22 protein-coding genes are annotated in these 23,994 nt (G+C 39.9%); 12 read left to right on the top strand and 10 right to left on the bottom strand.

What is annotated here, in order from left to right; all coding sequences use genetic code 11:
• Positions 1–57 precede the first annotated feature (57 nt).
• The 7 genes from WDA22_10680 to WDA22_10650 all read left to right on the top strand — a co-directional run bounded on the left by WDA22_10680 (position 58) and on the right by WDA22_10650 (position 5,927).
• A complete protein-coding gene (locus tag WDA22_10680; protein ID MFA5833927.1) occupies positions 58–2,145 on the top strand; it encodes a heavy metal translocating P-type ATPase in 2,088 nt (695 codons plus the stop codon).
• A 9-nt stretch (positions 2,146–2,154) separates the two neighbouring features.
• Positions 2,155–2,355: an efflux RND transporter permease subunit gene (locus tag WDA22_10675; GenBank protein MFA5833926.1), complete on the top strand. Its 201-nt coding sequence runs from the start codon at positions 2,155–2,157 to the stop codon at positions 2,353–2,355.
• Positions 2,356–2,491: 136 nt separating this feature from the next.
• Positions 2,492–3,043 (top strand): hypothetical protein, encoded by a 552-nt coding sequence (locus tag WDA22_10670; protein MFA5833925.1) that lies wholly within the window; start codon positions 2,492–2,494, stop codon positions 3,041–3,043.
• 208 nt (positions 3,044–3,251) lie between these two features.
• Positions 3,252–3,575, top strand: a complete 324-nt coding sequence (locus WDA22_10665; GenBank protein ID MFA5833924.1) for a metalloregulator ArsR/SmtB family transcription factor — start codon at positions 3,252–3,254, stop codon at positions 3,573–3,575.
• Positions 3,572–4,813: an FAD/NAD(P)-binding oxidoreductase gene (locus tag WDA22_10660; GenBank protein MFA5833923.1), complete on the top strand. Its 1,242-nt coding sequence runs from the start codon at positions 3,572–3,574 to the stop codon at positions 4,811–4,813. Before WDA22_10665 ends, WDA22_10660 begins: the two co-directional genes overlap by 4 nt.
• Positions 4,814–4,818: 5 nt before the next feature.
• Positions 4,819–5,604: a nucleoside phosphorylase gene (locus WDA22_10655; GenBank protein ID MFA5833922.1), complete on the top strand. Its 786-nt coding sequence runs from the start codon at positions 4,819–4,821 to the stop codon at positions 5,602–5,604.
• Between the two features lie 2 nt (positions 5,605–5,606).
• A complete protein-coding gene (locus tag WDA22_10650; GenBank protein MFA5833921.1) occupies positions 5,607–5,927 on the top strand; it encodes a DsrE family protein in 321 nt (106 codons plus the stop codon).
• Between the two features lie 320 nt (positions 5,928–6,247).
• Here WDA22_10650 and WDA22_10645 read toward each other — a convergent pair whose 3' ends face one another.
• The 10 genes from WDA22_10645 to WDA22_10600 form a co-directional block, all read right to left on the bottom strand.
• Positions 6,248–6,838, bottom strand: a complete 591-nt coding sequence (locus WDA22_10645; GenBank protein MFA5833920.1) for a hypothetical protein — start codon at positions 6,836–6,838, stop codon at positions 6,248–6,250.
• 10 nt (positions 6,839–6,848) lie between these two features.
• Positions 6,849–7,418: an Ig-like domain-containing protein gene (locus tag WDA22_10640; GenBank protein MFA5833919.1), complete on the bottom strand. Its 570-nt coding sequence runs from the start codon at positions 7,416–7,418 to the stop codon at positions 6,849–6,851.
• Positions 7,419–7,490: 72 nt separating this feature from the next.
• Positions 7,491–8,552 carry a hypothetical protein gene (locus WDA22_10635; protein MFA5833918.1) on the bottom strand — a complete coding sequence of 354 codons (1,062 nt, stop codon included), beginning with the start codon at positions 8,550–8,552 and terminating at the stop codon, positions 7,491–7,493.
• A gap of 20 nt (positions 8,553–8,572) precedes the next feature.
• On the bottom strand, positions 8,573–9,133 hold the full coding sequence (locus WDA22_10630) for a heavy metal-binding domain-containing protein (protein MFA5833917.1): 561 nt from the start codon (positions 9,131–9,133) through the stop codon (positions 8,573–8,575).
• A gap of 32 nt (positions 9,134–9,165) precedes the next feature.
• A complete protein-coding gene (locus WDA22_10625; GenBank protein MFA5833916.1) occupies positions 9,166–9,687 on the bottom strand; it encodes a hypothetical protein in 522 nt (173 codons plus the stop codon).
• Positions 9,688–9,740: 53 nt separating this feature from the next.
• Positions 9,741–10,085, bottom strand: coding sequence for a hypothetical protein (locus WDA22_10620; protein MFA5833915.1), 345 nt, complete (start codon positions 10,083–10,085; stop codon positions 9,741–9,743).
• Between the two features lie 25 nt (positions 10,086–10,110).
• Positions 10,111–11,385 (bottom strand): efflux RND transporter periplasmic adaptor subunit, encoded by a 1,275-nt coding sequence (locus WDA22_10615; GenBank protein MFA5833914.1) that lies wholly within the window; start codon positions 11,383–11,385, stop codon positions 10,111–10,113.
• 29 nt (positions 11,386–11,414) lie between these two features.
• Positions 11,415–12,731, bottom strand: a complete 1,317-nt coding sequence (locus tag WDA22_10610) for a TolC family protein (GenBank protein ID MFA5833913.1) — start codon at positions 12,729–12,731, stop codon at positions 11,415–11,417.
• A gap of 2 nt (positions 12,732–12,733) precedes the next feature.
• The gene (locus WDA22_10605; GenBank protein ID MFA5833912.1) at positions 12,734–16,093 is read right to left on the bottom strand and encodes a CusA/CzcA family heavy metal efflux RND transporter; all 3,360 of its coding nucleotides are present in this window, start codon (positions 16,091–16,093) and stop codon (positions 12,734–12,736) included.
• Positions 16,094–16,178: 85 nt separating this feature from the next.
• Positions 16,179–16,616 (bottom strand): hypothetical protein, encoded by a 438-nt coding sequence (locus WDA22_10600; GenBank protein MFA5833911.1) that lies wholly within the window; start codon positions 16,614–16,616, stop codon positions 16,179–16,181.
• A gap of 521 nt (positions 16,617–17,137) precedes the next feature.
• On the opposite strand from WDA22_10600, the gene WDA22_10595 reads away from it, so the two are divergent.
• The 5 genes from WDA22_10595 (at position 17,138) to WDA22_10575 (ending at position 23,970) form a co-directional block, all read left to right on the top strand.
• Positions 17,138–17,857, top strand: coding sequence for a phage Gp37/Gp68 family protein (locus WDA22_10595; protein MFA5833910.1), 720 nt, complete (start codon positions 17,138–17,140; stop codon positions 17,855–17,857).
• A 155-nt stretch (positions 17,858–18,012) separates the two neighbouring features.
• Entirely contained in the window at positions 18,013–18,660 is a 648-nt protein-coding gene (locus tag WDA22_10590) for a TIGR02391 family protein (GenBank protein MFA5833909.1), read from the top strand.
• A gap of 52 nt (positions 18,661–18,712) precedes the next feature.
• A complete protein-coding gene (locus WDA22_10585; GenBank protein ID MFA5833908.1) occupies positions 18,713–19,120 on the top strand; it encodes a hypothetical protein in 408 nt (135 codons plus the stop codon).
• 147 nt (positions 19,121–19,267) lie between these two features.
• The gene (locus WDA22_10580; protein ID MFA5833907.1) at positions 19,268–20,284 is read left to right on the top strand and encodes a radical SAM protein; all 1,017 of its coding nucleotides are present in this window, start codon (positions 19,268–19,270) and stop codon (positions 20,282–20,284) included.
• A 362-nt stretch (positions 20,285–20,646) separates the two neighbouring features.
• Positions 20,647–23,970 (top strand): spore photoproduct lyase family protein, encoded by a 3,324-nt coding sequence (locus WDA22_10575; GenBank protein MFA5833906.1) that lies wholly within the window; start codon positions 20,647–20,649, stop codon positions 23,968–23,970.
• Positions 23,971–23,994 lie beyond the last annotated feature (24 nt).

The raw sequence follows: 23,994 nt of genomic DNA, 5'->3' as shown, positions 1-23,994 counted from the left end.
AGGATTTTTGCTAATTGTTCTGAAAAATAGCGGGTTATTTATAAACTAAGGTGTAGTATGAAAAAATATCAATTAAAAAATATTGACTGCGCATCGTGCGCAGCAAAAATAGAAGATAGTCTTTCGAAGATGCCGGAAGTAAAATTTGTATCGGTGAATTATGCTAATTCAACTTTGCAGATTGATGCGCCGGACATTGAAGAAGTAAAACAAAAAATAAAAGAGATAGAACCGGAAGTTGAAGTGGAAGAGTTAATTCAAAAGAAGTCCCTCGTTTCCACAAGCGAGCTTGCAGAAAATAAATGGACTATCATTAAAGCTGTTTCCGCATTATTACTTTTGCTTTTGGGAACAATGTTCGAGGATGAAATTCATAATACACCGTACCACATAGCAGAATATGCGGTGTTCATTACGGCATATTTAATTGCCGGCTGGAAGGTAATTACAAAAGCGATTAACAATATTTTCAGGGGACAGATCTTCGATGAAAATTTTCTGATGACAATTGCGACTGTCGGCGCTTTTGCAATAGATGAAATGGCTGAAGGAGGCGCGGTAATGTTGTTTTATGTGGTCGGCGAATTGTTTCAGGACATCGCAGTGAACCGCTCACGAAAATCAATTAAATCCCTCCTTGAAATAAAACCGGACTACGCTAATGTGAAAACTAACGGAGAAACAAAAAGAGTTTCGCCGGAGAGCGTTAACATCGGCGATTATATCATTGTCAAACCCGGCGAGAAAATTCCATTGGACGGAGAAATAACCGAAGGAACATCGTTTGTCGATACCTCTGCATTAACAGGCGAAAGCGTTCCAAGAAAAGTGAAAGTAAAAGATGTTGCATTAGCTGGGATGATCAATCAATCGGGATTACTAACGATCAAAGTCACAAAAGTATTTGGAGAATCTTCAATCTCTAAAATACTTGAACTTGTAGAAAATGCAACAAGCAAGAAAGCACAGACGGAAAAATTTATTACGACATTTGCAAAATATTACACTCCGGCTGTAGTCTTTGGCGCACTTATTCTTGCCGTTGTTCCGCCGCTGTTAATTCAGGGGGCAACGTTTAATGATTGGATTTACAGAGCATTGGTTGTGCTTGTCATTTCTTGTCCTTGTGCGTTGGTCATCAGTATTCCGCTTGGCTACTTTGGCGGAATCGGTGGAGCTTCCAGGAGGGGAATTCTGATAAAGGGTTCTAACTATTTGGATGCGTTAACAAAGGTTAATACAGTTGTGTTTGATAAAACCGGAACGTTGACCAAAGGCGAATTCAAAGTTACCGAAATAATTCCGACGAATGGATTCAAAGAAGTAGATATTCTAAAATACGCTGCGTATGCAGAAGCAAACTCAAGTCATCCGATTGCAAAATCAATTCTGGGTGCGTATAAGGAGAAGGTTCATCTAAATGAAATTACCGATGTGAATGAAATATCCGGACACGGCATTCGTGCGAAAGTGAACGGAAGCGAAGTACTCATCGGAAACGATAAACTCCTTCATCAAGAAAACATTGAACATGGTAAATGCGATGTTGAAGGAACAGTTGTTCATGTAACAGTAAAAAAAATATATGCTGGTTACATTGTTATATCTGATTCACTAAAGGAGCAATCTGTTGAGACAATTGCCGCGCTCAATACATTAAAGATAAAGACAGTTATGCTTACCGGTGACAATAAAAGTGCAGCGGAAGTGTTTGCAAGGAAACTTGGAGTAAAAGAATTTTATTATGAACTTCTGCCGGAAAACAAAGTCGAACACATAGAAAAAATGATCGGATCAAATAATGATGGAAAAATTGCGTTCGTTGGTGACGGGATCAATGATGCACCGGTCATTGCCCGTGCCGATGTTGGTATTGCAATGGGCGCTCTCGGTTCTGATGCCGCAATTGAAACGGCAGATGTAGTGCTCATGACAGATTCACCTATGCAGGTTGTACATTCGATTGAAATAGCGAAGCGTACAAGAATGATTGTATGGCAAAACATTGCATTTGCAATGGGAGTTAAATTTATTTTCATACTTCTTGGCGTGTTCGGTATTGCAACAATGTGGGAAGCGGTGTTCGGAGATATGGGAGTTGCTATAATCGCAATTTTGAACGCAATGAGAGTGATGAAAAATTAGGAGATTCTTTTGCTCTCCACTAAAACGACAGCACTAGTCGAGTCGTTCAGATTTATTTCAATGACAATTTCAATATCAGCAGGAACGGAAGTTCAGCGTCTGCTTGCGATTGTTGTGATTGGTGGTTTAATCACATCGACTTTATTAACATTATTTGTTTTACCAATGAGATACAGTATTTTTGAAAATGGAAAAACTCACATTGAATAATTTAATTTGCAGTCTGTAAGAACGAAATCGATTTATTCTCATCAATAGGAAATGAATCTATATATTTATTAAGTATTCTTGCAACATCTATGGCATAGATATTGAGCCTTTAGATCTAAATAAGGAGGGAAAAATTATGAAACTATTTATAGTATTTATACTCATTACAATATTTATCGGTTGCAACAAAGAGCATAGCACCGAATCACAGATGGCGAATACGACAGACCTCGTTAAAATCTCCCCTGCAGACAATGCTACGGAGGTTTCACCAAGTGAGCCGATCACACTACAGTTTTATACCAAACCGGATCCACGGGTTGTCCAGGCAAACCTTGTTATTCTCAGTGATAGTTTAATTTTAGACTCTCAATGTCCTATATCGGATTCTATTGGACATGGTCACATGGGATCAGCAATGGGTCATAATAATACGATGCAACATCTTGATTCATTACATTCGATTCGGGGACATTTTTCTTGGAACAACGATTCGACACTGTGCCGTTTCACGCCCGATTCTGCATTGAAACACGGAACAAAACATATGGTTCATCTCAGAACCGGAATGATGACAATGATGAAAACAATGCAGCAACAGCATGGTGGTGGTATGATGAATATGGGAAGTTATCAAAGTTCAGAAATCCCCGATGAAAAATATCTGCACTTTACTACAAAGAAATAAACCTAATTATTAGAAAAATGATTTTACTCAATGCCATCGCTTACACCGATGGCATTTTCATTTCCAAATTGTATTATTATCTACTCAAAGTGCATATCGATTAGACATTTTTGGATCTAACATATTGACATAGAAACGTTTCCTGGTTATATTAGTTTCAATAAATCGAAACAACGAAACAGAGCAACATAGAACCGATGGAGGAAGAATGAACAAAGAAATCTTTCAACTTCATGCTGAAGTATGCAAAACCCTTTCCCACGCAAAACGTTTGGAAATACTCAGCATTCTCAGAAATGACGAATTAAGCGTTGGTGATATTGTCGATACTATGGAAATTCCGAAAGCGAATGTATCGCAACATCTTGCGGTTTTACGTAAAGCGGGCATTCTTGATTCTCGCAGGGATGGATTGAATATTTATTACAGCATTTCTAACCACAAAGTGATAAAAGCATGTGATTTAATGCGCGAGGTTCTTGTGGAGCATCAAGCAAAAAAGACAAAACTGATGAAAGGAATAATCGCATGAAAGGGAAAACAATTGTCATCCTTGGCGGCGGTGTTGGCGGGATGATCGTTTCCAATACACTTCGCACGGCATTGCCTCGATCACATCGAATAATTCTCATCGAGAAAAATGAACATCATGCTTTCGCTCCCTCTTTTCTTTGGGTGATGACTGGCGACAGGACAACGGAAGCTGTTGCAAAACCGCTTCGACAATTAATTCGGGATGGAATTGAAATTGTTTATGACGAGGTGACAAACATCGATGTTTTGCACAAATCAGTTTCTCTATCAACCCAGAAATTGAGTTACGATTATCTTGTTGTTGCGCTTGGTGCAGAGCTTGCTCCGGAGCTAATTCCCGGATTGTCCGGAAATGCCTTTTCGTATTATTCACTCTCTGATGCAACGTCGCTTCGCACAGCATTACATGACTTTGCGGGAGGAACAATAAATATTGTCGTTTGTTCAATGCCGTATAAATGTCCGGGAGCGCCGCATGAAGGTGCAATGCTGATGGCGGAGTATTTCCGCAGCCGGGGGATGCATGAGAAAGTAAATATTCATCTCTACACTCCGGAACCTCAGCCGATGCCTGTTGCAGGCCCTCAATTAGGCGATGCCGTGAAGCAGATGCTTACATCCAAGAGAATATCATTTCATCCCCTCCATAAAATTGTATCAGTCGATCCGCACCATCGCACAATCACGTTCGAAGGGAAAGACCCTGAATCCTATGATATGCTTGTTGCCATTCCGCCCCACCGCGCTCCGAAGGTGGTTCGCGAATCCGCACTCGCCAATGATGCCGGATGGATCCCTATTGACCGTTCGACGCTGAAAACTCAAGCGGAAAATGTTTATGCCATTGGTGATGTTACAACGATGAGTATTCCGGGACGATGGAAACCGGATGTTCCGATGATGCTTCCCAAAGCTGGAGTATTTGCCCACGACCAGGCAGAAATTGTTGCACATCGTATCATTGATGAAATTAACGGAATTTCGCCAACTGCAATATTTTGTGGAACCGGATATTGCATGCTTGAAGCGGGCGAAGGAATGGCCGGATTTGCCTATGGCGATTTTTTGAATGACCCGCATCCAACACTTCAATTACGGAATATCGGCAGAGCATGGCATTGGGGAAAAATCTTATTTGAGCAATGGTGGCTTTCGCCGTTTGGTTTGAAGAAAAGCATGTATGGTTTGCTTCTAAAACTCGGCGCGAAAATGCTCAGAATTCCTGTCAAAATATAATGCCAATGTACAACATATTAGAGAACAAATACTATCACGAGCCATCGGTATTCACCCCGGATAATTTACTTCGCGAAGCACGAAGACAAAAATCAATCGAGAACTGTAGCATACCCCATGTTTGCATTCTTGACCCAGATGGTGATTTGGTTGAATATCTGGTCCGAACCGGTCAAGCGGAGTTAAATAAATGTTGGGCATGTTATCATACAAAACTATACAATTTCATCTATCAAGAACGTGAGTATGGTATTGTTGGTAGTGTCGTTGGTTCAGCTTTTGCCGTATTGGTCGCTGAAGAATTGTTCGCATCGGGTTGTCAACTATTAATTAGTATTACCTCTGCTGGTATTATTATTTCCCCTGACAATAATACTCGATTCGTTCTGATCGATAAAACAATTAGGGATGAAGGGACAAGTTACCATTATTTACCGCCAGACGAAGATGCTTCGATCAATCACACATTGTTAAAGGATTTGCTCAGCTCCTTCAATGGATTACCGTTATCAGTTATTCACGGCTTAAGTTGGACAACCGATGCACCATTTAGAGAGACAGCATCGGCGATTCAATATGCAAAAAATCATAATGTCACATGTGTTGAAATGGAAGCCGCTGCCCTTTATGCGTTTTCTAAAGCGAAACACAAAAAGGTGATCTGCTTTGCGCATCTCACCAACACAATGGCGCAAAGTGAAGGCGATTTTGAAAAGGGGGAAGAAATGGGAAGTATCGATACACTGACACTCATTGATTATACGACAAAAATTTTGACAACGGAGAAATAAATATGAAAATCGGAATTCTTATCGAAACAAATGAGCCTGAAAAAGCTTGGAATGGTGTGCGCTTTGCAAACACCGCATTAAAGAAGGGACATGAAGTAAAGATATTTCTCATGAGCGCCGGTGTAGAAATTGAAAGTATTGTCCATGAAAAATATAATGCAAAGAAACAGATCGATGAATTTGTTGAAAACAAAGGAGTCGTGTTGGCGTGCGGAACGTGCATCAAATCCCGGAACCAGGATAGTACTGACGTCTGTCCGATTTCAACAATGGTTGATTGTTTAGAAATGGTAGAGTGGGCTGATAAGATTATTACATTTTAACATACAGCAAAAGTGAATTACCAATGTTATGACATGACAGATCCCGATAAATGGGTCCCAATCATTTAAGGCTTACATCGGATCCAAAGTGTTTCTACTATTTCAAGATAGAACGGAGGAACGATTGAAACAATATAGTCGGTCTAATATTTGGTTATTAATACCGAAGGAAGGAGAATGCTGTGTATTTTGTTCGTATGGCACTGTTGTCTGTCCTTCTAAATAGATTGGAATAAAATGATTAAAAGACAAAAAGGGAAACTATGACCTGTTTCCCTTTTTGCCTTAAAGAACCCCACGAAAACGACTAAGCAGGGTATTTAAAATCCTCCTCGTATTGCCCACATTGATATCATCATCGCGCTCATAGCCAACACTCCTAGAATTGGATAGTCCCAATCGCCTCCCATCCCCATCATGCCGTGTTCTTTTTTCTCGTGCACCGTGAAATTCAAATCTGTTGATAGTGCAACGGAATCTACAGTTGTTTTTACGGAAAAAGTAAATCTGCCAGGTATTGTTGGCTCATACGGAATAAATGCTGCTCCATTCAGTATAGAAATGGTCTGATGAATGGCTTTGAAATCCTCAGAATCATTTTTTAATCCATGTTCGTGACCATTTGAAGCACCATCCATTTCAGATTTAGTAATCATATAATGAATGGTCGCATCGTCGGGAACTCCGCTTTTCGATCTTAGAGTTACCGTGATAATATTCTCTTTGTTTGTTTCCATTGGGGGAATAGTAACTGCAAGTGAATAGTCACCGCTGGAGGTCTCTTTCGAGACGCTTATTGATTCCATTTCTTCATGGTTATCGTGACTTCCCATCATGACGGCATGCATACAGGATGAAAAAAATAAACCTAAGAGTGCAATAACTGTGATCTTTAAATAGTCGATTTTCATAACGTGCTCCTTATGGATGATGTGAATCATGTCCGCCGCCCAACGTGGTGCTTACGGTAGTAAAATGAAATGTCATTCCCATTCCAGAACCCATTCCATTCCGACCCATCATTCCCATGGAACCCATTGAAGATTCCATCATTCTTACCATCCCATCACGCAAATGGATCATATGCTGCATACCGGGATAAAGGGTTGAATCGGGTTTGAAGGTGCAGCTCTTTCCATCAGAACTCCAATAAAAATTACCCGATAGTGCATGGATGCTGTCGAGATGATTCATCTTCATACTGTCCATCATCGACATAGACATTTGGCCATGGTTCATTGTTGAAGATACAGGACAGAGAGAATCGAGGTAGGAGCGTTCATTCATTAATCGGAAATTCTTCTCTACGACACTTTTATCTACGGCCTTAGCAAAGGTCAACGTGATCGGAGAAGAAGTAGATACACTTGTTTGATTGTCTGATGGACTGACGGTGATATTGTCGACGACTGGATTAATGGCAGTGTTCATTTCGTCACTGGCACAACCGATGATAGACAAAGAAATGATGACGAATACGAGATATTTCATATATATTCCTTTCAAGATTTAAAGTTACGGCATTTGGTATGTGACGTTGATGCCTTATTGGTCTTCTGAATATTATTTTGGCCGGTACAAACATCCATTGGGTTTATCGCCAGCCGGTATGTGAGTTATGATGTTCTTGCCCGCAACCGAAATTATTGAAACAGTTCCTGCGATTTGATTGGTGACATAGGCATATTTTCCGTCACCGGAAAATGTCAATGCGTGCGTACCAGTACCGACAGAAAGCTCTCCTTTCTTTTGTGTAGAATCAAGCGCAAAGAATACAACCTTACCATTTTCAGTATCGGTTACCCACAACTCATTGTTTGGTGAAAGTAATGCCATTGCAGGGGTGAAAGAAAGCGGATAGGTGCGAACAACCGTTAACGTTGAAACATCTATAACCGAAATTGATTTCCCCGTTTCATTATCAACGTACATCATATTGTTTGAACCTTGCCAAGCTCCTACAGGATTAGCCCCAACAGGAATAGTTTTAACTACATTCTTTGTTGAGTATTCAATAACTGAAACAGAATTATCACCACCATTGCAAACAAAAGCATATTTGCCATCAAACGAAAAGGTAACTTCCGCAGGATCTTTACCCACCGATATTTCTTTCTTTATTTCCAGTGTGGTGGCATCCAAGATCAACACCTTTCCAGAAATCGATGTTTGCGATGTCCAAATATCGGTATCATCCGGCGAAAATATTGCATTATGATTTGGATAGACCAATGTTTTAGAAACAAGCATTTTTCCAGTCAGCGCATCAATGACCGCAACAGAACCCTGACTGCCATGTGCATCACCATGCCCTCCGCTGAGATCACTTCCAGGGAAAGCAACCGCTAACTTTGAACGGCTTGAATTCATACCGATGTGGTGAGGATATGAAGCATTGGAAAAACTAATCGTCGCGGCTACTTTCGCCGAATCGGTATTGATCACCGAAATAGAGTTACTATTGCCGTTGACAACAAATAACGCATTATAGGATATTGTCGGGATTTCTGTTGAAACTATTGCGTTTGTTCCTGGATGTATGGTATGATCTTCTGCAACATGATCATTGCATCCTAACAATAGTAGGGAAATAAAACTTACAGTGATGATGATGAACGAATTCATAGAAATTCCATTAGTGGAGATTAATGTTTGTGTCCTTTTTTAATATCTTTCGCATCTTTGCCGGAAACGGCTCCCTGGCCTTTTTGCCAACCTTCATAGCACTCATTGCATACCGGCTTATCATTTTTGACTGCTTTTTTGCAATCACATGTTCCGTGTGCTTTTATGCATTCATCACATGGCTCTTCGATGCAGCAATTGTATTTACCATCTTTCATTGCTTCCATTTTTTGTTTCATCATTGACTTCTTTCCATCCTTCTTTACTTCAACAAGATCCATTTTGCATTTTGGGCATGAGCCCGGTTTGTTGGATGTGACTTCTGGGTGCATGGGGCACGCGTAAATGATTTCTTTAGTCTTTATGGAAGGTGCACTGGAATCTGCTTTTTTTGCATCATGCTTGTGGCTGCTATGGTCCTGCATACTTCCCCCTGTGGGGTCTGCCATCGCCATTTTTTTCCCTCCACAGCACCCTCCGGCACATGATTTATCCTTTTTATCTTGAGCAGTTATAGCATTTGTGTTTACCACAATCAGTGCGAATACTACCAACACTGCGAACATATAAGTGTATTTCATTGTTGATCTCCTTTATGAATGATGAGTTTATTTTACATTGTTTTTTTGCCACCATATTTATTAGATACCATTTCAACTATTTGTAATGGTGTATACTTATTCTCTTGAATTCGTTCATAGATAAACTGTTTTACGATCTCGGCTCCACCGGGATGTTTACAATGACAATCTTTGAGATCATCTTTAATCTTACATTTACCGCAAGGACAAATAAATTGAGCAACAATATCTTTCTTATCGTCCATGGTAGCCACAACATCTGATTTTGATTGCAAGCGCATGACACTCGATTCATCTATTTGTGTTACCAGAGTTTTCGGAGATCCTTTTGGAATGATCAAGAATATGAATCCAACAAGTAGAACTACTCCGCATATAACCGGCAACATCATTCTTGATTCGAACTTCTTCTTATGTTTATTGAATTGATTCACCTGAACAATCTTGTTCTTATGCTTCTTTTCTAGCTTGACTTCAGATTGCAGTATTGTTCCGCATCCATAACAGTGTGTCGACGTCTCTTTATTCCATATACCACAAGATTTGCATATCATATTTACCTCTATTCTTTTACTGGATCGGCTTCCAAATCATTGCTACACATTATCTAAAAGTTAGACTTCGAAGCTGGCTTTTTAGGTAAAACATTTTGACCATTCTCGCTTTGATTTGACGATTGTCCATTTGGGATAAAAATCATTTTCGATCCTGGTTTTGCAGGATATGAAATTGCCTGGGAATTTATCGTTGTTGACGATATCGACTGTGCTAAAACAAAATTCATCTTTGAGTGTGGTTTTGATGGCAAATTATTTAATGAGTTTGTGCTAACATTATTTTGTGATTGAATTGCTAACATTGGACGAACCCAACGTGGATGTTCTTGTGCTATTATTAGCGATGATGCTATGATCATCGGGAATAGAGATTTCAAAACTAAATTCTGTGACATTGTTATTCTCCTTAAAATATTCATGTTAATGGTTGTGTTCTTTTGGCGTTTCTTCTGTCTTGGAAGTAGTTGTTGCAGCGTCTCCATGTTGATGTCCCGACCCGCCTCCAGTCTTTAATTGACTTTCCGAATCAATGAGATATCCACCTTCGCTGACGACTTCTTCACCTTCTACAAGTCCCCATGTAACTTCGTATTTGCCGTTAAACCTGGTTCCAATTCCGATCTCTCTCGCCTCAAAGTGATTCTCGTGTTCCGCTTTGATGTAGACAAGATTACGTTTCCCTGTAATGAGAACTGCACTGACGGGCACGGTGAGAGATTTGTCTTTCTTTCTCTGAAACACTGTTTCGGTATACATATTCGGCTTTAGTTTATTACCTGCATTGTTCACTGTTAATCGAACCTTTACGGTTCTGGATTGTGGATTGACGACAGGATATATCAGTGATACGATTGCAGGAAACGTTTGATCAGGATAACTTGCGATAGCCAGCGTAGCGCGTTCACCAACCCGAATATGAGATGCATCTGTTTCATAAACGTCGGCAATATTCCAAAGTGTAGAAATATCAGATACATCATAGAGTGATGTTCCTTCTGTAACGTATATTCCTTCAACTATCTTTTTGTCGATGATAATACCCGATGCGGGGGAGTGATACGTAATCACCAACGGGACATTTTCTATTGTTTCAAGACTACGAATTTGCTCTTCTGTTAAACCGAGCAATTGCAATTTTGATTTAGCATAGGTTAAGAAATTGTCCTTTGTCTGAGAAGAGCTCGTAAGAGCTTGGCGATATTCATTTTCAGCCTGCACGATATCAGGACTATAGACATCGAATAGCGGTTGACCTTTTTTGACTTTTGACCCAACAGCATTGACATACAATTTTTCAATACGTCCATTGAAACGAGCGCTGATGATTGTTTTATTCGGCTCAGGTATCTCAAGTGTTCCGTATGAACGGACCGTGTGTTCAATTGGCTCATATTTGACGATAACTGTGGATACGTTTGCCAGAACCTGATCTCGGTCATTCAATGGAATCATCGGTTCATCCGAAGAAGCTTCCATTTTCCGGCTGTTGCTGGCTTTTACAAGATCCATTCCACAGATAGGGCAGACACCAGGTTTATCCAAATGAACTTGGGGATGCATAGGACACGTATAATAATCTGCCGCTAGTTCTGTTGATGTTGAATCCGTGTGTCCTTGATGAGAAGACGAAGACTTCCCGCACGATGAAACAATGATAGCGAGGACAATTGAGAGTGTGATGATGAGTGATTTCATATTATTTGCCCTGTTGATAAAGTTCATAATTATTGTAATGGTGCACCGACCATCATTTCTATTTCAGTGAATGCCATTTGCCGATCTACCAACGTCATCAGATAGTCGTCTTGCTTCATTAATTCCATTCTTCGTGAATCCAATACTGTTGAAATTGGAACCTGACCGGTCTGATAAGCAATTGTTTGCGCTTCTGCTGCTTCACGAGTCAGCGGGATAATTGATGTCATATATTGTTTTGAAAGTGTGTCTGCCGTGGTATATCTGTTGATCGCTGAACGGAGAGAGGAGAGCATTTCCCGCTGCATAGCATTCTTCTCTGCATCTATACTTGAGTTCGTAGCGCGCATTTCGTCAGCTTTGCTTGTTGATCGTTCTGCTGACCACGGAGCAAACGGCAAAGTAATTGAGGCCATAATGCTATACATCCAATCGGTTTCTTGCATCGGCATTCCCATGGCGCTTTGTTGAATGGCATATGCGGAACGTGAACCGCCCGTTAAAATCATGCCATTTGGCATACGCATTACCATTGCCTGCACCATCAGATCGGGGATTAGGTCTTTATCAGCAGAAACAATCATTGATTCATTCATATCCTTCATTCTATCCATTGCGATAAGCGATGGATTGACTTGTTTTACTTTTTCAGCCAATTGAAACTCTGAAACAATCATAGAACTTGTTGTAAGAATGCTATCGGTTTTGATGGCAGATGAAAAATCATCCCTGCCCAATAACGAATGGAGTGTATTTTGAATATCGATTCGCTTTGAACGCTTTTCTATAAGTTTGGTTTGTTCCGATGAAACCTCGGCTTGAATAGTCAATAAGTCTGCCTGTCTCATTCTATTGGTTTGAACGTGGGGCAGCATGAACCGTGCAAGTTCATCAAGCAACGATATTGTCCGTTGTTGCACCTCTATCTGACGGTCAACTAACCACAGTTGATAATAATTCATCTTGATCTTAGCCCGTAGTTGAACGCCGAGAGATCCTTGGTTCTGTTCAAGCACTTTCCCTTTTTTCTTCTCTACTTCAGACATTACAGAAAGTTTACCGCCAAGCATAAACATTTGCGATACCGAAAGATTGTTCGATATAGCGTCATTCAAAACATTAAAACTATTGGTCGGTATCTGACTGAATTCCAATCCAACCGTTGGTGCCGGCAAAGCTTGTGAAGCATTAGCCCGAAAGCCCGTTGCTTGGATTTGATATTCATATGATTTTAACTGAGGATTATTCTTCAATCCTTCTCGGATCAACGAATCAACCGATTGAGCCTGAACAAGTGCCGCCGCAAAGAGAAAAGAGAATACCCATTGAAGAGATTTGTTTGTCATGATTATTCTCCTTCCTTAATAAAGTCTGCCATCTTTGATACTTCCAACGTTCCTTTTCTCAATGCTCGTTCTTTCATCATTACAAATAGAACAGGTGTGACAACCAGAACATGAACTGCCGATGTGAATAAACCACCGATCATTGGCGCTGTTAGTGGTTTCATAACATCTGCCCCCGCGCCGGTTGACCACATGATTGGAATAAGTCCAACCATACTACAGGCAACCGTCATGAGTTTCGGACGCAATCGTAACACTGCTCCTTCAACAGTTGCATCGTAAATGTCCTTTATTGTTATCTCACCCCGTTCACCGCGCTGATGTGCTTTTAATCGTTTATCAAGTGCTTCGTGTAAATAAACGACCATTACAACACCTGTCTCTACTGCAATGCCATACAGAGCAATGAATCCGACCCACACCGCTACGGAGAGATTATATCCGAGAATGTAGATCATATAGACGCCGCCAATCAGTGCGAATGGAACAGAAAGCATCACGACGAGCGACTCCACATAATCCTTGAATGTAAAATAGAGGAGAACAAAAATGATGAGGAAAACAACCGGCATAATGTATGTCAGCGTCTGCTGCGCACGAACCTTATGTTCGTATTGACCGCTCCATGTATAAGAATATCCAGCCGGAAGTTTTAGATTTTGACTGATTGCTTTCTTCGCATCTTCCATTGTATTACCCATATCTCTGCCACGAACATTCATGTAGACAATGGCTCGAAGTTGACCATTCTCGCTGCTGATCATTGGCGGTCCGGTAACAATATTGACATCAGCTAATTCAGAAAGAGGAACATATGTCAGTTCGTTAGAATTAGATTGGCTCATCAGGGAAGATGAAGCAAATGATGATTGCTGAATCGGAGCCTGCTGAGACTGTGAAGATTGTGTTGAACCCATTGATGTCATTCCACCTGATCCGGAAGAAGGGGCGCTTTGACCCATTCCCGCAGGAGATGACATTGATGCAGATGCAACGCTTGCCCGAACTGGAATGAGCAGGCGATTCAACTCTTCGATGTTATCCCGATACTCACGTTCAAATCTCAAGCGTATTGGGAAACGCATTCTTCCTTCAAGCACTACGCCAAGGTTTTGACCGCCGATAGCAACTTCAACGATATCTTGAAGATCGCCGATATTCAAACCATAGCGTGAGAGCATCTCCTTTTTAGGTGCGATATCAACATAGTATCCGTTGCCTATACGTTCAGCAACAATATCCGCCGCTCCGGGAACATCTTTTAATATCTGTTCTGCTTTGATCGCATAGTGCTCAAGTGTATCAAGTCTGTCCCCAAAGATCTTAAACCCGATATCTGTTCTAACACCTGTCGAAAGCATATTAATGCGATTAATGATTGGCTGCGTCCAGCCGTTGCGAGTGCCGGGAATCTGTAGTTTTGCATCCAACTCTTGAACGATATCCTTTTTGGTGATGCCGGGTCGCCATTCTTCCTTTGGCTTGAGAATAATAATCGTTTCGATCATACTGATGGGAGCATTATCCGTTGCTGTTTCAGCACGTCCGGCTTTACCGAGAACATGATGCACTTCTGGAACACTTCGAATTATCTTATCCTGTAAAGACAAAATACGGGCCACTTCAGTAACAGAAGCGTTGGGGAGTGTCACCGGCATATAGAGCAATGATCCCTCGTCCAGTGGAGGCATAAACTCAGACCCAATAGAGAGAAGCATTGGAACAGTGATCAGTAGCGCGAAGATGTTAATTGCAATCGTTGTCTTTCGAAATTTCAACACCCAATGAATGACAGGTTCATAGATCTTAATGAAGAACCGAGTAACGGGATTGCCTGTTTCCGGTTTGAAATTACCGCGCATCAGCATTGTCATCAGCACTGGGATCAGTGTGATTACGACTGCCGCTGAAGCGATCATCACAAAAGATTTTGTGTAGGCAAGCGGATGGAACATTTTTCCTTCTTGTCCTGTGAGTAAGAAGACGGGAAGAAATCCAACCAAGATGATCAGTTCTGAAAAGAAAATTGCTCTGCCGACTTGTTTTGCGGACATGATAGAAATATCACGATACTCGTCGTTGGTAAGGTGTCCTTTTTTCGCCAAAGCATTAGCAATGTTCCTGTAGGCGTTCTCAACCAGCACCACCGAGGAATCTACGATAACTCCAATCGCAAGGACGATCCCGCCAAGTGACATGATGTTAGATGTGATGCCGAAGAGATACATTAAAATAAAGGCGAGCAGGATCGAAACAGGCAGTTCAATTAATATCCTGACGATTGATCGGAAATGGAGCAGGAAGATCGAAACGACAATTGCAACAGTAATACTGGCTTCAATGAGTGCGCGATCCAATGTTCCGATTGCCGCTTCAATGAGTGTTGACCGGTCATACGATGGGACAACTTCAACTCCAGGGGGAAGTCCCGGTTTAATTTCTTCTATCCGTTGTTTCACTCTATCGATGACTTCACGGGCGTTTGCACCGGTTCTCATCACAACAATACCGCCGACGACTTCGCCTTCACCATCTTTATCTAATAGTCCACGGCGAATATCTCCGCCAAGCTGCACTGTAGCGACATTCTTCACAAGAATTGGAATACCATTCGGACCTTGTTTAACTAAGACATTCTCAACATCCTCTGTTGAAGTGATGTAACCCTGACCTCTTACAAAATATTCAGCATTGCTGATTTCAAGTAATTTGCCACCAACTTCATTATTGTTCCGTTGGATAGCACTGGCAACTTCTCCTATCGTGACATTGTAAGCTCTCAGTTTATTGGGATTCACATCAACTTGATATTGTTTTACGAATCCACCAATGCTGGCTATTTCTGCAACCCCTTCTACAGAAACAAGTTTAAATCTCAGATACCAGTCTTGAATAGAACGCAACGAAGCGAGATCATAGTTCTTTCCTTCAACTGTATACCAAAAGACATGACCAACCCCTGTCCCATCAGGTCCAAGAACCGGAGTAACATTTTGAGGGAGTTGAGCGCGAACAAGGGAGAGTTTTTCGATAACGCGGTTGCGTGCAAAATACAGATCGGTGTTATCATTGAAAATCACGAAGACAAATGACATACCGAACATCGATGTAGCTCGGACTGCTTTTACCTCGGGTAATCCTTGTAGGGCAGATGAGATAGGGTAGGTAACTTGCTGTTCAACGATTTCCGGTGAACGTCCCATCCATTCAGTAAAGACGATCACTTGGTTTTCGGACAGATCAGGAATAGCATCAACCGGCAGTTTGATTACTGCATAGATGCCGAATCCGGTAATAAGAACGTAGATTAAAATAACGATGAAGCGGTTCTTGGCACTCCAATCAATAATTCTTTCGATCATAACATCTCCAAAGCAAAAAAAGATAATTGAAATCAGAAAACGGCAGTACAGCGTTCTCCAACAACTATAAATTCACTTTGGAAATTTAAATGAGGAAAGAACTTACTTGAATGTATATATCAACCCCGGTGGGGTAGAGTGCAATATGGGGGGACTTCGGAAAGCGGGTTACCTGTGCGGTAAGATCTACAATTTGGTATTCCGTTGCTTCAATCGTGACCGCAAACGATAAATACTTTTGAATCGATTCAGTGTTGAATACGGCTTTTAAATCATTAACCCCGCCAGCCACTTTTTCAGAATAGCAGGAGGATTTAACACTCTTAATAATAAGGGATTTTGATGATGCCGTTCCCTTACAGTTTTGTTCCATATCGCAGCAGCAGACGGCAGATTTGCTCATCGCGCAATAACCGATAACGGTCGTAAAACCAGACGATGTCAGAGACATGACAACGAGTAGTAGAATCTGTATGGTTTTATGGAATTTTGTCTTTCTCACGCTGTAATATTGAACAGTCATTTGTAACTCATAGTTCCCAAATCATATTGCTACTTTAATCAATATCACGATTATCGTGCCAAAAATCAATTTAAAAAAATACAACGAATTTCTAATTTCCATTCCATTATATGAGAATTGGAATCTACTAGGTGTCAATTTCAACAAAATTGCAAGTAGATAAAGTAATTAATGTTAAAAAGATTTGACACCGCTGAGCCTATTCACGTTTTAATTGGTGATAGAATTCCACCCGCCCGATACGTGAAATTTTATTAGGGAAAAATTTTGAAGCCCATGCGATTTGTTATAAGAGCTTTCGAGCGAAATGTTAGTTTTACATACATATATACAATGTGTGTCTTGTATTCAGACAAAATAGTCTTAAATCAAACTCAAATACTTGTTAAATAGTAATCATTCAACATACTATTTATTGATAAAGGTTCGATTATCAATTACATTCTCTTCGAATTGAATCCGTGAGATGTAGAATTTTGTCGAACTACGGACGTTTATAATCCCGATGCGTAAGGGAATCTATGTCTATTCAAGTGCTTGGCGAACCTTGGAATCCTGCTACAGGCTGCACAAAAATAAGTCCTGGCTGTAAAAACTGTTATGCTGAGGCTTGGGCACATCGACTCCATGGGATGAATAATATTCGGTATGTCAATGGATTCAAACTCACCACCCATCCTCCTTTGGTAGATCTTCCAAGAAAGATAAAAAAATCTCAAGTATATTTTGTGAATTCAATGAGTAATCTTTTTCATAAGGACATTCCTCTCGATTTCATACAGGCGGTATTCAAAACGATGAATGAAAGCCCTCAACATACGTTTCAGATACTTACAAAAAGAAGTACTCGGTTGAAAGAAGTTGCATCTGAGATCGATTGGCCTGACAACGTATGGATGGGAGTTAGTGTTGAAAATCGAAAAACAATTGGACGAATCAAGGAACTCAAATCTATCCCTGCTAAAGTAAAATTCATTTCATTCGAACCCCTCATTGGAGACATCGGGCGGGTATCCCTTAGTGGTATTGATTGGGTAATCGTCGGTGGTGAGTCCGGACCCGGCGCAAGACCGATGGAAAAAGCATGGCTGTTATCGCTTTTGAAAAAATGTAGAAAATCGAAATCTGCATTTTTCTTCAAGCAATGGGGTGGGGTTAGGAAAGATCTTACTGGCCGTCGTTTAAATGGCCGTATTTATAATGAAATGCCTAAAGTACTGTTATCCAAGAAAAATGATTGATTTGTTCCATGGCACATTATGAACCGCTAAATTTTGCAGTAATCGAGCGCATAAGCAAAGCTTTCGGAGACTACTATACTGGGAGCGAACTGAGTGCACTTCTTCATGAATGTCGGATCCCAGATCATAATTCTACTGGTACAAAGTGGAGACGTTTGAACGAAAACTTTGCAGCGATCCAAAATCGTGACAATTGCTCCAATTCAATATTACGTTTTATTGAAATTGCAATGAATCCTGTTCGATATAATTCTCACGATGTGTTTGCTTCAATGCAAACACAGGTGAATGCTGCATTACTATTTGAAGGATTTGAAGTCCGTGACAACGGGAAAATTGGAAAAGTCAAAAAGGTTACGACGCTCAAAGAAGCAGAACAACGCGCCAATGAACTAAAAGAGATTCTTGCCGCAAGAAATATTCATGCTGATGTCCTGAGGTTTTGCAGGGCCGAACTTCTACAAGAGAACTACTTCCATGCTGTATTGGAGGCAGCAAAGAGTGTAGCAGACAAAATTAGAGAAAGAACAGGATTGTCGGGTGACGGTGCTGAAATTGTCGATGAAGCATTTGGAATAAAACATCCAATTCTTAAGCTCAACAGTTTATCGAACGATACTGAAGAGGCAGAGCAAAAAGGGTTCTCAAATTTATTAAAAGGACTTTTTGGCACATTTAGGAATCCTACTGCACATGCGGCCAAAATTCAATGGTCTATTGAGAAGGATGATGCGCTAGATTTATTGTCTCTTGTTTCTTATGCCCATCGACGAATTGACAAAGCAAAAAAGACTGAAAGTTGAAACCAAAGAAATCTGTGAACGTGCTGTTGTATGTTTCCAAGGAGTGGTCACTATGAAAAAGAAGGATTCCAATGACGGTTCAAATTCCTCGAAAAACTCGGCAATTGTAGATCAAGATGTCCCAAGTATTGAGGAACAACTAAAGGGAAAAAACCTTTGGAAGATGCTGGGTGAAGTTGGTCCCGGAGAAGAGTTTGCACGATTGAGGTGGGTGTATGGGAAAGGGAAGCGAAGAAGAGACTACACTGTAATTCTCAAGAAGAGCGAACATCCCGTTTCGATGGAACAGGTGGCAAGAGAATTTGCTAAAATCATCACCCCTGCTATCTATCGATACATGGAAGAACATCCAGAAATTGCAAATCAAAAGAAAGATGTGAAACCCAAAAAGAAGAAAGCATCATCTACGGGTAGGTCGAGAAATAAGAAAATACAATTGATAGACAATTCTTCAATTTAATATAAACTGTCTATCGAAATCAGTCAAGCTGAAGATGTAACCGCATCGCAAATCCCATAAGATCTCGAAAGGATCTTTGAGGCAAATAAGACAGAAGAATGAAGAGATGATAAGTAACAATTTACATTGCTATCTAAGGAATGATTTATGGCAAGGACAACAAAGATTGAATTCACTTCGAGATCTGAATATGCACTCCGTACACAAAAACAATTTGATCAATTTGGTTTCCCATTTACATTAAATCCAACTGTAGGGTGCAGTTTTACGTGCAAATATTGTTATTCGCCAATATTTGTTGCCAAAGTAGATATAGGAAAACGAAAACAGTTTTTTGAAAACATACGCGTTAAGCTTGATTTGCCAACATTGTTAGATAAGCAACTGACAAAATTAAATGGTCTTCCTCAACATCTGAAACGAGTTCAAATTAATGAAACAAGCGATTATTATCTTCCCAAAGTTATAAGAGAACTTAAAACCCGAAATCGAGATACAATGCTGGAAATATTGAATGTTTTTGAGAAACATGCCAGTATGGGAAATGTTTGGATGTTGCATATTCTGACTAAAAGTAATCTCATTCTTAATCACCTGGCGACGTATAAGCAAATGCGCGAGATGGTGCAGATAGAAATAAGTTTTGCCACACATGATGAGAATATTCGAAATCAAATTGAATTCTATACTATTCCAACACAAGAACGACTCAAAGTAATCGAAAAATTTGCTGCAAACGATATCTTTGTTCGAACAATGGCGATGCCATTTTATGGCTATGCAAAAGATCTTCAAATATTGAAGGAACAAACCTTTAATGCAGGAGCGAGTGCATTTAAGAACAAAAGTATTAATTACTTTGATTGGAATCAGTTAAAAGCGTTAACCTACACCGAACTGGTAGACGACAAAGTTGATCGAATCTCGGGTCGGCCAGATCACATGGATTTAAACTATGTTATCAAAAGTGGAGAATCTGTATTAGTGAATGGACAACCACAGACTATGAATCTTGAAATGCCGATCTCCAAGATAAAAAATGTTAAATTACAAGATTGGGCGATCCCTTCAAAGTTATCGACAAGAATTAAACCTGCTGCGGTATCAAAAATTGATTGTGGTTATTCACAGATTTCTAAAGTCAACTGGGGATATATCGTTTAGGATTAAATAGGATATCATTTCAATGACCGCAAACCATTTGGCTCACCATCAATACAAAGTGTTTTGAGGGATCCCAATCTGGTTCCATCAGTTTAAGCCTTACCTGGTGCCATCGCACGTAACCGCAATATCGAAATATCTCGCCGCTGAAACCATTCCTGGTAAACCCCGAATTCCCTAAGAATTTTTATATTTTAAATTTTTAAGGTCTCTTTGACGATTATTTTTTGAAAATATTTGACCACTTAAAGGAGATTGATATAAGGAACAAATTAGACTACATTTCGACCGAATTGGATCTGCAGGGTTGGCATAGATATGTCGAGCTGCGGATATTTTTATCCCTATTCCGATAAATCTTAATGGCTCAATTCATTCCCAAACGCATTATTATAAAGCCACAGGCTAGGACGCATCCTAAAACAAAGGAGATCATCCAAAGGGTTCAAAGATTCAATCCGGATGTCGAAATTGAATATCTTGAGACGAAAAGATTTGTATATCCAGTGAAGAAGCCGATAGATAAATTCAATTACATGAATGAATCGGTAATTATTTCAGAGAGATCAGAATCTTTTATCAGAACCTTTGACTCCCCTGGAAATATAGTTGAATCTCTTACGACAGTTTTTAATTTGGCATGGATGTGTGTTCACAAATGCGAGTATTGTTACCTCCAAACGAATCAAACCCCAGAGCACTATTTTTATGCAAATCTCCAGGATGCAGAACATGAAATTGCTGCGGCTCCAATTGCGCATACCGCTATTCTTACGTTATGGATGCATCTTGAGAATTATTTTGGCGTGCTTTTCAATAAACTTCCCGATCGTTTTAAAGAAGCTTCGGATTGGTTGCGTGAATATTTTGTAAACGCTAGAATTAATCGAGACGAAAGGGCAATAGACACGTATTACGGAATACAGCAAAAACTTGTTGAACAACTTAACAAGGACAACAAATCCTACAATGTTGATATCAAAGCATTTCGCCGAAGCCGTGAGACAATCACACAGTGGTATCAGCAAAATCAAAAATATAATCTTAAATTAACCAGCTCCGAATTTACTGACCTACTAGCAGTTGATCATCTCACAGGAATCTCTACGTTTTTAATGCAGATGGTTCAAAAATATCCTCGTGTTTCTTATACTTTGCGAACAAAGTCAGCTTATGTTGATGAGATACTGAAATTCGACGGATGCGGACGTATGAAAATCCAAATTGGAATGAATACACAATTTGCGATCAGAGAGTATGAACATGGAACTGCGAGTTTGGAAGAGAGATTGCAAGCTGCACGAAGGGTGCAACAAGCAAGTGGTTTTGTGCTTGATATTATTATAGAACCAATGCTTACCTATAAAAACTATGAAAAAGAATATTTAGATCTCGTACGGCGAGTACTAAAAGAGCTCGACCCTAAGAGGATACATTCAATCACACTTGGTACAGCGAGGTATGCTCCACAATTGATGGCAATGGCTCAAATGCACTATCCTAATACGACATTATTTGACCATCCACACGTTTTAATTCCTCCCCAAAAACCAGATGTAAAATATCGCTATCATTTTGAAACCAGGGTTAAACTCTATTCATCACTTATTAAGGAACTGGAATTATTTCCGCAAATTCAAATAAAACTCGGAGCAGAAGAACCTGGCATTTGGAATGCGTTAAAACTTAATAAAGAGATTGAATTAGGCAACCCAAATTCTCATAATATCAATGTTCCGCCACCAACTTCAAATCCTATGAGCAAACAGAAAGCAAAAACTAAAGCAACACCTCCAGTGAAAAACGTAATAAATGGTGAAGATGATATTATCCCTTACTGGCATTCGATTGCAACTCAAGATATTTTAATAGTTGCCGAACTGCATCAAATGAAAAATCAATCTGTGCCTGTACAAAAAGCATCTGAGGCCGCCCGTCAGCTAAATGGTATGATGTATATTAAAAGGGAACAAGTCAAAAACGAAGAAGAATATATTGGTGTTCCCATACATGATGACTGGATTATCGAAAAATCCAGCACAATTGGCGACGCCATAAAGAATGTATCATTTTTTACTCCTATTAAAATAGTTGGTAAAATTATCAATGTGTCACCTGCTGAGCCACATGAAATGATTGATGGTTCAACTTTGGGCTTTGTTAGGCTGGAAATATCAGATCATAAAGACTATACCTTAAAAACATTGCTGATTGATGTCAGCAAAATATCAGTTGATGTCAATTCATTATGCAAGGCAAAAACAAGATGCACTTTTTTTGGCTCGATAGTACCAATGTATCTTAATAGCGGGAAGAGTGAATTTTATTTTTATTTACATGATTTTATTCCTTCTACGTCTCATTTGGATTTGGTCGAGTGGGCTCCACATGGTGAGTATGAAGGTAATTTCCGCTATCGCAAAGGCGACAAAATATTTGGAATTCATAGTGACCATCCTTCGGTAATTATTAGACAGAATAATCAATTCAATGGGATCCTTAAATATATCAAGAAAGAGTTAACAGATAATTATGGTATTGTTGGACTCGATAAAGCAAAAGGTCTCGATAGAGCGTTAGAGTTTGTAATCCTTCAAGCTTTCTCTCATGGTAAAAATGAATATTTAGAAAAGCTCCATGCACTGGTCATTGGAACTCCAAATGTTGGGAAAGCATATCTTACCAATGCCGCGTTGGCATTAAATCCAATTGGCCAAGAAATATCATCCTCTTCTCAAAAAATTACATTTGCCGGTTTAGTGGGTACTGTTACAGGCGGAAAAAAGAGTAAGAGCGAAAGAGGCATCCTACCGCAAAACAACGGCGGAGTGGTTTGCATTCAAGAGTTTCATGATGTTCTCGGCGCACACAGAAAAGCGGTTTGTGGTTTATTTGTAAGGATGATGGAGGAAGGAAAAGTTACTGAAAGCACTTCTGCAGCAACAGTTCATCCTACTGAGACTGCTTTACTTATTGACCAGAATCCATACGATGAAATTGATCCAGCCGGCAACTATAATGCGTATACACGTATTGGCATACCTATACACATGCTTTCAAGATTTGATTATATACTTGAAATTAGGAGGGACAAAGAGCGCTCGGCAAAAATAGCTTCAGAGATGACAAGATCATTGGATACTGGAAAAAAATCACAGGAATGGAAAGAACGTTGCAGGTATTTAATAGCATTTTTAAAAGATCAGTATAAAATCCGGCCTTTTGACAGGAATATCCGGCAATATATTGATAATCAAGTTACAGCACTATTGGAGCAACTACCAAAAACACCAAGGCATGAAAATCTTATTGAAGATATGCGGTTGCGAATGGTGCGTTCTGTATTCAAAATCACTAAAGCAATTGCTACAGCAAATGCAACGAGTATAGCCACGAAAGAACATGTTGATTATGCAATGATGTTTCTTCGTGATAAAGTAAGTTACATCAGTCAAATCAACTTGGACGATATTAAGCCGGAACTTCCAAGTATCGATGATGTTGAAAAACGAAAATCGCTTCTCTTAATGCAATTTGCAAGGAAAAAATTTTCTATCGGCGAGGCAAAAGCTTTTTTAGAAAAGAATATGGTAGGAGAGTTCAATAATAGGCGATTACAGAGAGATTTGAAAGAATTAGGCGCAAAACCAGAAAAAAAGCCAAAGGGATCCTGGTCACTGGACTAGATTATCCTATGTCGCAGTGTCGCA

The sequence above is a fragment of the Bacteroidota bacterium genome (assembly GCA_041658205.1).
Classification (GTDB): Bacteria; Bacteroidota; Ignavibacteria; order UBA10030; family UBA8401; genus UBA8401.
This window is presented reverse-complemented; position numbering and strand designations above follow the sequence as displayed.